At 32.7% G+C, this 11,095-nt stretch carries 12 protein-coding genes; 10 read left to right on the top strand and 2 right to left on the bottom strand.

The annotated features are described in order from the left end of the window. Window positions 1-142 precede the first annotated feature (142 nt). The 3 genes from QM536_08035 to QM536_08025 are packed head-to-tail and all read left to right on the top strand — an operon-like array spanning window position 143 to window position 1,883. The gene (locus QM536_08035) at window positions 143-1,006 is read left to right on the top strand and encodes an ATP-binding protein (GenBank protein MDI9356952.1); all 864 of its coding nucleotides are present in this window, start codon (window positions 143-145) and stop codon (window positions 1,004-1,006) included. A 4-nt stretch (window positions 1,007-1,010) separates the two neighbouring features. Then, window positions 1,011-1,358: an STAS-like domain-containing protein gene (locus QM536_08030; GenBank protein ID MDI9356951.1), complete on the top strand. Its 348-nt coding sequence runs from the start codon at window positions 1,011-1,013 to the stop codon at window positions 1,356-1,358. 3 nt (window positions 1,359-1,361) lie between these two features. Then, on the top strand, window positions 1,362-1,883 hold the full coding sequence (locus QM536_08025; protein ID MDI9356950.1) for a type II toxin-antitoxin system VapC family toxin: 522 nt from the start codon (window positions 1,362-1,364) through the stop codon (window positions 1,881-1,883). Window positions 1,884-2,055: 172 nt separating this feature from the next. On the opposite strand, the gene lysA is transcribed toward QM536_08025, so the two are convergent. Both lysA and QM536_08015 read right to left on the bottom strand, forming a co-directional pair. Continuing rightward, complete coding sequence (gene lysA / locus QM536_08020) at window positions 2,056-3,252, bottom strand: diaminopimelate decarboxylase (GenBank protein MDI9356949.1); 1,197 nt, start codon at window positions 3,250-3,252, stop codon at window positions 2,056-2,058. 33 nt (window positions 3,253-3,285) lie between these two features. Next, on the bottom strand, window positions 3,286-4,254 hold the full coding sequence (locus tag QM536_08015; GenBank protein ID MDI9356948.1) for a GIY-YIG nuclease family protein: 969 nt from the start codon (window positions 4,252-4,254) through the stop codon (window positions 3,286-3,288). A gap of 225 nt (window positions 4,255-4,479) precedes the next feature. On the opposite strand from QM536_08015, the gene menD reads away from it, so the two are divergent. The 7 genes from menD to QM536_07980 all read left to right on the top strand — a co-directional run. After that, the gene (gene menD, locus QM536_08010) at window positions 4,480-6,156 is read left to right on the top strand and encodes a 2-succinyl-5-enolpyruvyl-6-hydroxy-3-cyclohexene-1-carboxylic-acid synthase (GenBank protein ID MDI9356947.1); all 1,677 of its coding nucleotides are present in this window, start codon (window positions 4,480-4,482) and stop codon (window positions 6,154-6,156) included. A gap of 123 nt (window positions 6,157-6,279) precedes the next feature. After that, window positions 6,280-7,212, top strand: a complete 933-nt coding sequence (locus QM536_08005; GenBank protein MDI9356946.1) for an Rpn family recombination-promoting nuclease/putative transposase — start codon at window positions 6,280-6,282, stop codon at window positions 7,210-7,212. Between the two features lie 40 nt (window positions 7,213-7,252). Next, on the top strand, window positions 7,253-7,804 hold the full coding sequence (locus QM536_08000; protein ID MDI9356945.1) for a DUF5683 domain-containing protein: 552 nt from the start codon (window positions 7,253-7,255) through the stop codon (window positions 7,802-7,804). Window positions 7,805-7,844: 40 nt separating this feature from the next. Continuing rightward, window positions 7,845-8,366 (top strand): hypothetical protein, encoded by a 522-nt coding sequence (locus QM536_07995; protein MDI9356944.1) that lies wholly within the window; start codon window positions 7,845-7,847, stop codon window positions 8,364-8,366. Window positions 8,367-8,381: 15 nt separating this feature from the next. Then, the gene (gene pyrH, locus QM536_07990) at window positions 8,382-9,086 is read left to right on the top strand and encodes a UMP kinase (protein MDI9356943.1); all 705 of its coding nucleotides are present in this window, start codon (window positions 8,382-8,384) and stop codon (window positions 9,084-9,086) included. A gap of 189 nt (window positions 9,087-9,275) precedes the next feature. Then, window positions 9,276-10,388 (top strand): DNA adenine methylase, encoded by a 1,113-nt coding sequence (locus QM536_07985; GenBank protein MDI9356942.1) that lies wholly within the window; start codon window positions 9,276-9,278, stop codon window positions 10,386-10,388. A 119-nt stretch (window positions 10,389-10,507) separates the two neighbouring features. Then, the coding region (locus tag QM536_07980) for a DEAD/DEAH box helicase family protein (GenBank protein ID MDI9356941.1) at window positions 10,508-11,095 on the top strand (588 nt) is incomplete at its 3' end.

Here is an 11,095-nt window from a genome sequence, read left to right as displayed (position 1 = left end):
CTTTCAAATCTTGCACCTGCGTTTAGTATTTTTCGGTATGCCTCACCCTAAAAGACATACTTAGCAAGAAACAAAACTATCTTATTGACACTTTCAAGACAATAAAACTTAATTTTGCAATAATATTCACTCATAATTCTAAATGAATAGGCTAATAACTATAAACAATACTTTTGAAAGCTTTCAAAGCCTAATTCAGCTTTATGAGACACATAAAGATGAATTATTCGGGGACATCCACCTTGAAATTCGCCATTTCTTTGCTGCAAATATGAGTGCTGCATTAGGTGCAGTTTTAGACAAATTTACGGCAAACTTAAATGACATTCATTTTGATTACATAGACCCACAGATTGAAACGATTTTACTAAAAAATGACTTCTTAACATATTTTGGAAAGCAAAGAGCAGTTGACGTAAATAATACAACAATTAAATTTCTAAAACTAAAACCTATAGATGGAAAATATTTTAAGAATTATGTTATTGAGGAACTAATTGAGGGACACATTACAGATTTACCTCAAATGTCCAAGGGTGTAAAAGAAAAGATGGTTGAAGCTATTTATGAAATTTTTGTAAATGCACAAATTCATAGTGAGACAAAGTTCATATACACTTGCGGGCAGTTCTTTCCAACCAAAAACAAAATCGAATTTACTATTGTGGATACAGGAATTGGTTTTAGGGAAAAAATTAATAGACGATTTGGAAGGAATCTTCGAGCTACGCAAGCAATCAAGTGGGCTGTTGAAGAAAAGAAAACAACTAAAGAAGGCATTTCAGGTGGTTTAGGACTTGCTATATTACGAGAATTTGTAAACGTCAACAAAGGAAAAATGCAAATTGTTAGTAACGAAGGTTTTTACCAGTTTGGCATTGATGGAGAAACGCTAAAAGAGTTTCAAGGGGAATTCCCAGGAACTATTGTAAATTTGCAATTCAGAACAGATGACAACAAAAATTATTCACTTAAAAGTGAGATTGATATAAATGATATATTCTAAAAGTATGGAAAACACAACAATAAGCATTGTAAACACAATCGGAGATGTTTACGGGGTTGAAGCAGAGGATGGTCAAAAGGTTTTCGAACTGATTGTAAAAGCATTTAAGGATAATAAAAAGGTTAATCTATCTTTCCAAAATATTGAAATGCTAACAACTGCTTTTTTAAATACTGCTGTTGGACAACTTTACAAAGATTTCTCTGAAGATTACATAAGAGAAAATTTGAAAGTATCAGAAATTTCTGATTCAGGCAAAGTTGCATTGAAAAGAGTTGTTGAGACTGCAAAACTTTATTACAAAGACCCCGAAGCATTGCAAAGAAGTATTGATGAAATAACAGAAGATTAATCAATGGCAACGAATTACAAATTACAAGATTATGCACATCTTTCTGGAAAGGATGTTTTTGTTGATGCCAATGTATTAATATATCTGTTTTGGTCTACAGGGGATTATTTCTACGAAACCAATTATGCACGAGCATTTAACAATTTGCGAAAACAAGGAAATAATCTTTATGTAGATTTTTTAGTTATCTCAGAAGTTGTTAACAGAGTTTTGAGGATTGAACACCAAAAGTTAAATGCAAATCAAAAATTCAAAGACTTTAGAAATAGTCAAGATGGAAAGGATGTTATAAATGATATTTATTTAATAGTTCAAAATTATATTCTTGGTAGTTTTAAAATCATTGGCAAGTCTTTCAATAAAAGTGATATTGAGGGTTTTTTAATTGTTGACCAACTTGATTTCGTGGATAAAGCGACAGTATCTATTTGCTCTGAAAACAATTTTGTTTTACTTACAAATGACAGAGATTTCAAAAACTGCGGACTTGATATCTTGACAGGCAACCCTCATATTCTCAATTAAATCAAAACAAAAATAAGAAGGGCGAAGGCATAACAGCACCTACCCAAAAGTGGCGGTTCAGTTGAAATCAAGCTTTGTGCTTTACTGATAGTCAAGTGCTTCTAAATCCACCACATCTACCAGCTGCAAAACGTTACAAGCAATACAATGAACTTGAAGACCATAGTATTCGTTAAATAAAATATTCGTTTTTTGCGTTTTTAATTCGCAACGGTATCAATTTATAACTCATTATACTTGCATTCTGTTGTCGGATATTATAATGACTTCTCATTACTTCTCCATATGCTCCTGCGGAACGTATCACCATAATGTCTCCCCGGATGCTTTCGGGGAGAAGTATATTTTCTCGAAAAGTATCACTACTTTCACATATAGGACCTACCACATCGTAGCAGGTGCTTCTTTCACTTTTGGAGGTAATATTTTCTATGAGGTGTTTTGCTTGGTATAACGCGGGACGTATGAGTTCGTTCATTCCTGCATCTAATATAAGAAAATGTTTTTTAGCACCCATTTTGGTATATAAAATACGAGAAACCAAAGTTCCACACTGCGCTACAATGGACCTTCCTAATTCAAAATGAAGTTCTTGGTGAGAAAAAAGGTTGAGATGCTTTTGAAATACATCAAAATAACTCTTAAAATCAGGAATGCGTTCTTGAAAAGAATAATCTACCCCTAATCCTCCTCCTACATTTATGAGAGCAAGTTTTATTTTTTTTTCTTGAAAAAAAGATTGTATTTCGTTTATTTTTTTGCAGAGATTAACAAAATTTTCCATATTCTGAATCTGCGAACCAATATGAACATGTATTCCAATAAGATGTATATGGGAGTAGGTATGTATGGTGTCTATGATATGCCTGACCTCTTGAAAAGAGATTCCAAATTTATTTTCTTCGCTTCCGGTACTAATATAACGATGGGTATCTGTTTGAATATCAGGATTAATTCTGAGAGCAATGTTACAGGGGGTATTCATGGCATTTGCAAAGTGATTGATGATAGAAATTTCTTGAGAGGACTCACAGTTAAAACAGAATATACGAGAATGTATTGCCTGTTGTATTTCCTTATCCGTTTTCCCTACTCCTGCAAACACAATCTCTTGGGGGGGGAAACCCGCATCGAGAGCTCTTTTGATTTCCCCAAAGCTCACACAATCGGCTCCCATTCCCGAATCTTTTATAAAAGAAAGTATATCTGGATGAACATTCGCTTTGAGAGCATAGTGAATTTTATACCCCCTTGATATTCCTGTATTATGTATTTCATCAAGGGTTTGCTTTAAAAGATCTGTATCATAAAAATAAAAAGGAGTTTCTATTTCCTTGATTTGTGGTATGTAATGAATGATGTCTGACATTTTTTGTATGTATGAAAAAAAGTATATGGATTTTTAATCAGCATTATACGGACTCAAAAAACTTTTATGGTCAACTTTACGGTTTGTTTCATTCTCGAACCTTTTAATTTCTTCCTCATCTTCCTTACTCAAATGTGCATGCACCCAAGTTACTTTTTTCAAACGAGGTAATGTTTCTAAGGGTTTCAAGTCATATACTTGGGTATTAGTGATGCAAATTTCCTCTAATGTACCAAGGTTTTTCAAAGGTGCTAAATCTAAAATAGATGTGTTAGATGCCTCTATTTTTTTGAGTTCAGACAATTTTTCTAAAGGTTTCAAATCAATAACAGCCCTGTTATTGCTACAATTTATCTCGGTGAGTTTAAATATTTGCTCAATTTCCTGCTCTGCAAGTTCGTACGGGAGATATGAATTAAACAATTTTTTTTGGGTGGGAGACAAAATCTCATTATACCATTTAGTAAGTCGTTTAGTAAATAATATATCCGCTATCAAATCTACTACTTGTTTTCTTAGTTCTGTATCCTGGCAGTGATTAATAATATTATGCACTGCACTAAACAAATCTAATTCATTAGGTTGATAAGACAGATTAAGATGGTTTCTAAATATTTGTTGCCAAACAAAACTAAGTTCATTCCACCATTCTTTATTCTTAAGAGGACCTTTTACAGTTTTGTCTAAAAAATCAAGTTTTTGCTCTTTCTGTAAATCTTCAATAACTTTTCGTATTGTTTTAAAAGCATCCTTTAATGGCACATTAAAATACTCTTTGTTCCAGTGGTTTTTTTCAAGTTTTGTATGCACAAGTTTTTCCACTAAAATGCAGTCACTAACTTCTTCTTCATACGCCTCCACAAATCTAGTTGGAATACCTGTTTTGGCTTGCCAATAGAGTTCTTTAGCTCTTTCTTCGGGAGTTCTTGTTGTTTGACCAATTTTAAGATATTGAGGAAAAGATGGATTCATTAAAATGTATATATAACCTTGTTTACTCATTGTATTGTTTTTTTAAATAGCTGTTAATTAATAAATATGTGATTAGATTTTTAAGAATTGTTTTTATTCTATTTTAAAAAAAATAAAGTAAAAATATAGAAAGTTTGTAAAAGAATGCAAATACTTTTGTAAAAATGTTATTTTACAAAAAATTATTCTTTTTTATGAAACATCCTTGAGGTTTTTTAATAATTTATAAATGTAAGATTAAGAATTATTCCTTTTATGATAATACAACCCATATTAGATATAGCATCTATCTGTTTTTTGAAAGGAATAAGAGACGTAGTTTTTTCCCCTGGTTCTCGTTCTGCACCGATTGTATTAGCTTTTGTAAGACACGGGGGGTTTCAGACATATACTATTTCCGATGAAAGGTCGGCAGCATTTATCTCTCTGGGGATAGCAGAAAAAAAGAAAAAACCTGTAGTGTTATTTTGCACCTCGGGGACCGCAGTATTAAACTTTGCTCCCGCTATAGCCGAAGCATATTATAAAAATATTCCTCTTTTGGTATTGACAGCAGACCGCCCTCCCGAATGGATCCACCAACAAGATGGACAAAGTATAAATCAACACAACGTTTATACCAATTATATAAAAAAATCATATACCTTTCCCGATTCTTATCACCATACAGATTCTCTTTGGTATGCACATTATATCATAAATGATGCCCTGAATATATGTATTTCTGACTCAAGCCCCGTTCATATCAATATACCTATAAGAGAACCTTTTTATCCCCATAGAACAGAAGTATTTTCTTATTCTGAAACCATAAAAATTATTACAGAAGAGACCACACAAAAAACACTTACCGCTTCTCAAATATCCTTTCTGCAAAAAAATATATGCGATGCTTCTCAAAAAATAATGATACTCATAGGGCAGTGTTCCGAGATGCCCATTTATTTGGAAGAATGCGTTCATAAGTTAGGTGCTGTAGTAATAACGGACATTACCTCTAATGCCCATACTCTGATCAATACCATTACTCACGCAGAACTTTTTATAGAAAAAGAACCCCATACCTATATCCCTGATATTATTATATCTTTTGGATTATCCATTCTTTCCAAAAAAATAAAGTTGTTTTTGAGAAAAAATGCCCATCTTATAAAACAGCATTGGCATATACAAGAGACAGGAAGCGTAGCGGATACTTTTCAAACCCTTACCCACATAATAAGAGTAGCGCCCTCTTATTTTTTTGAAACAATATCAAATATGAATTTTCCCCCCTCTACCAGCAGTGCTTACCAAAAAATGTTTGTAGAAAAACAAAAAAAAATCCATCACACCATATACAATACTTTAAAAAAATCTGATTTTAATGAAATAAATGCTCTCGCTTTCTTGTTATCACACATACAAGGAAAATACAACCTCCACTTAGCAAACAGTATGTCAGTTCGGCTTGTCCATCTGATAAGTATGGATATATCAGATCAGATTACTGTTTTTGCGAATAGGGGGACAAGCGGTATAGACGGCTGTATGAGTACCGCTGTAGGGATTTCTTTAGCAAGCCCCGATGAGCAAAATATCTTAATAATAGGAGATATTGCTTTTTTTTATGATATAAATGCCTTTTGGAATGAATATATTCCTAAAAACCTAAAAATAATTATGCTCAATAATCATGGTGGGCAAATTTTTAGAATTATCCCCGAATCTTCAGATTTAAAGGAGCTAGAACCTTATTTTGAAACAACCCAATCTAAAACAGCAAAAAAAATATGCGAACATTTTGAAATGAACTATTTCCATATTACAGATACCGAATCTTTACATTTGCAAATACCCCTTTTTTTAAAGAAAAAAAATACCTCCGTCTGTGAAATAGAAACCAATAAAATAATAAATGCAGAAGTTTATAAAACAATATTGAACATATAAAAAAGTTCTTTCTTATTTTATATACTACAAATCACCACAGAATACTTCTTTTTAATACATATAAAAAATATTTTTATTTTTGTTTTATACTCTATTTTTATCTATTAAATGACAAACAAGAACATGAAAGCAAAATATATAGATCCCTTTACGGACTTCGGGTTTAAAAAAATCTTTGGAGAAGAAGCAAGTAAGCCACTTTTAATGGACTTTTTGAATGCGTTACTGCCCAATGAAGACAAGATAATGGATTTGACACTGAAGAATACCGAACAGTTGGGTCATGGCTTTGTTGACAGAAAATCCATTTACGATATTTACTGTGAAAATGAGAAAGGAGAAAAATTTATTGTAGAAATACAAAAAGCAAAGCAAAATTATTTCAAAGAAAGAACTATTTATTATTCCACTTTTCCCATAAGAGAACAAGCAGAAAAAGGAGGATGGAACTTCGATTTAAAAGCAATATATTGTATAGGGGTCTTGGATTTTACTTTTAACGATTACAAAACAGAATCTGAAAAAAAAGAAGTAGTGCATACCATTCAATTAAAGAATCAAAACGGTAAGATATTTTATGATAAGTTAACTTTCATATATCTCGAGGTACCTAATTTCAAAAAAACAGAAACAGAACTTACAACCCGTTTGGACAAGTGGTTATATTTTATTAAAAATTTAGAGGACTTTCAAAACATCCCCACCATTATAGGAGATGATATTTTTAGTCAGGCATTTGAAAAAGCATCCCTTGCAAAGTTCGGAGAAAAAGATATATATGACTATGAAATAAGCTTGAAGTCGTATAGAGATTATTATAATACCATTGACTACGCTTTTGGTGAAGGAGAAGCAATTGGAATCCAAAAAGGAGAACTTAAAAAAGCAGTTGAATCGGGATTAGGAATGTTAGATGAAGGATTCTCATATCTAAGCATTCAAAAAATTCTAAAATTCACTGATACACAAATGCAAATACTTGTAGATAGCTGGAAAAATAAACTCTCTGTTTTAGAAATTATAAATGCTTTGAACACACAAAAAAACTTTCAATAAAAAAACTTTCTATGGAATTCACTCTAAAAACTCTCTTTTGATGTTTAAATATTATATTTTTCTTTTGTTTTTTTTGAACTCCTTTGTAGGATATACTCAAACAGATTCTCTACCCACAAATGATACCAGCAACCTTCACAATACAGATCCTTATAAGGCACTCATTTTTTCTGCTGTCCTCCCTGGTTTAGGACAGTGCTACAACAAAGAATATTGGAAAGTTCCAATTCTCTACGGAGCTATATCGGTGTTTGGTTATTTAACTTTTTACTATAATGGGTTATATAGCAATTTTGAAGCATCTCTCATTGCCGAAAGAGATAATGACCCTACCACAGTAAAATTTTTTACCCGAAGAAGCACCCAATACTTAGAACTTCAGGTTAGCACCTATCGGCAACAGCGTAATTATATGATACTCACTCTTTGCATCATATATGCTCTTAATCTTGTAGATGCACACGTTGCAGCACACCTCAGTCAATTTGATGTCAATGATAACATCAGCATTCGGTATTATCCAAAAATCCAAAATACTGCATCTCCCACAGATTTCTATTACGGAATGTCTGTTTCTATTCTTTTCAAATAAAATATAACATAAAAAAATAACACCTTAAAATCATACCACAATGACAGAAATAATAATAAATAAAGAACATCACTTCTCTGTAGAAGCAAATACTGTAAATAAAAAAATAACAGTAGATGCAAATATATTTGACGGAGATATAGTAGAAGTAAAACCAAATTTGTTCCATATAATACAAGATTCTCTTTGCTACAATGTAGAAATAATAAAAGCAAATGCAGATAATACATTAGTCACAATGAAAATAAATGGAATCGTATTTGAGGCAGAAATAAAAGATTTCTATGCTTCTTTTTTGAAAAAATATAATATATTCATCCCCGCCACAAAGCACTCCGCCAATCTTGTATCCCCAATGTATGGATTATTAGGAAAGATACTAGTCGAAAAAGGGCAAAAAGTAGAAAAAGGCGACCCTCTTGTTGTAATAGAAGCAATGAAAATGGAAAATGTAATCAAAGCAGAGGAAACAAAAAGAGTACAAGAAATAAAAATAAAAGCAGGTGAAAATGTAGAAAAAAACCAAGTTCTTATAATTTTTGAAACAGAAAACACATTATAATAAACCATAAAAAACATGAAATACAAAAGAGTGCTTCTCAAACTCAGCGGAGAATCTTTGATGGGAGAGCAGAAATATGGAATAGACCCTCGAGTTCTCTACAAATATTCTGTAGAAATAAAAAAAATTGTGGATATGAAGGTGCAGGTAGCCGTAGTGATAGGCGGAGGAAATATATTTAGAGGAAATCTCTCTAAAAATATGGGAATAGACAGGGTGCAAGGAGACTTTATGGGAATGCTCGCTACCATGATAAATGCTATGGCGCTCCAAAGCAGTTTGGAAACCCACGGAATGGTCACTCGCCTTATGTCTGGAATCAGAATGGAGCAAGTTTCAGAACCATTCATTCGACGAAGAGCAGTAAGACATTTAGAAAAAGGAAGAGTGGTTCTTTTTGGAGCAGGTATCGGAAGCCCTTATTTTACAACGGATAGCGCAGCCAGCTTACGTGCCAAAGAAATAGAAGCAGACGTAGTCCTAAAAGGAACTCGTGTAGATGGTATCTATACAGCAGACCCCGAAAAAGACTCTACCGCTACCAAATACTCAGAAATAACCTTCCAAGAAGTCCTCAATAAACATTTGCAGGTAATGGATATGACAGCTTTTACCCTCTGCCAAGAAGATAATCTATCCATCATTGTCTTTGACATCAATGAAGAAGATAACTTAAAAAATATAATCCTCGGAAAACAAATAGGCACCCTCATCCACTAAAAGAAATCAAATACACCACCAAAAAAACAATGGATATAAACAAAACTCATTTTAGGAGATAACTTATAAATTTTACGAACTATAGAAACAGAAACAGTGGAATTAATTTATCTTGCCCACCGTTTTTTAGCAATAGAAATGAAGCCAATGAAATTTTACAAAAAGACATTGACAATTTAAAACTAAAAAATGAGTGGAATGCTATATCTATTGGGTAATACTAAAATTGACACCCCAAAAACTGAAAGCATAAAGTATGCAGGCTCAAAACTCAAGATACTACCCTACATATTTGACATGATTTCAGAAATTGAGGTAGACAATGTTCTAGACGGCTTTAGTGGCTCTACAAGGGTTTCGCAAGCATTAGCTCAAGCTGGATTCAAGACAACATCAAGCGACATTTCTGTATGGTCAGAAACACTTGCACGCACCTATTTACTGAACACTAAAAAACCATCTGAATATAAACAATTAATTGACCATTTAAACTCAATAAAAGGCTACGAAGGTTGGTTTTCAGAGTATTACGGTGGCATGCTTGAAAATAAAGAAAAACGACCTTTCCAATTAAAGAATACAAAAAAACTCGATGCTATTCGCAATGAGATAGATAATCTTAATTTAGATGAAGTAACAAAATCTGTTGCCTTGACAAGCCTCATTCTTGCATTAGATTCTGTTGATAGCACTTTAGGGCATTACGCAGCCTATCTAGCAGACTGGTCACCAAGGTCACACAACGATATGAAATTAAAAGTTCCAATGCTATTTCAGAACAAAAGGGAAAATACTGTTTTGAAAGGTGATATTTTTGATACGGTAAAAGGCAGAACATATGATTTAGCCTATTTTGATCCGCCATATGGATCTAACAATGAGAAAATGCCTCCAAGCCGTGTCCGATACAATTCCTATTATCACATTTGGACATCTGTCATTTTAAACGATAAACCCAAATTATTTGGCAAAGTAAACCGCAGAGAAGACTCAAGAGATGAAGTTGCGCCTTCCATATTTGAAGAATTTAGAAAGGATGAAAATGGACATTTTATTGCTATGCAAGCAATCAGAAAATTGATAAATGAAACAAACTCACGTTATATACTACTATCATATAGTTCTAGCGGCAGGACTACTAAAGAGGAACTATTTGACATAATAAATTCGGCAGGTAAAATGATAAGAGCATTAGAGATTGATTACAAAAAAAATGTAATGGGACAAATGCGTTGGACAAACGAATGGATTAATAGTGACAGAAAATACTTGGAGTATCTGTTCTTAATGGGGAAAAATTAACTGCCTAAACGGATACTTATAAAACTACACATAGAATAAATACTGAAAATGATATATATAATTTGAGACCTTTGCTAATTAAAAACATACCTTTGGAAATTGTAAAATAAAAGTAATAAATGACTACAAAAACAAAACAGTTTCAATTTGAAATACAAGCCTATCAAGAGGACTGTGTAAATAACATTATTAGTCTTTTTGAAAGACTTCGCCAAAAAGCAGATTTTGGTGAGGTGCTGACAGCACACCACAAAAAGAACAAATACAATTTTCCGGTTCAAGAGAACAAAAACATTGACATAATGATGGAAACGGGAACAGGTAAAACCTTCACGTTTATCAAATCTATTTTTGAACTCAGCAAAAACTTTGGCTATAAAAAATTTATCGTTCTTATTCCTACAGTCCCAATTCGTGAAGGAACAAAAACAAACTTAGAGGACACCAAAGATTACTTCAAAAGTTTCTATGCCAACGAAAGAGAAAAAGAAATTGAGACTTTTATTTATGAAGGTGGCAACCTTTCTGCTGTAAAACAATTTATTGGCACTTCGCATTTATCGGTTTTGGTAATAACTCCAAGCTCATTCAACAGCAAGGACAACATTCTGAATCGTCCCTTAGAGCGAGATATGTACGATAATCAGGAACAGCCAAAATCATATTTAGATTGTTTGAAACGTCTGAATCCAATTGTCATAATGGAC

Source organism: Chitinophagaceae bacterium, assembly GCA_030053935.1.
Classification (GTDB): domain Bacteria; phylum Bacteroidota; class Bacteroidia; order Cytophagales; family JASGCU01; genus JASGCU01.
The sequence above is the reverse complement of the archived record's forward strand: the minus strand, read 5'-3'. Positions and strand labels throughout refer to the sequence as shown.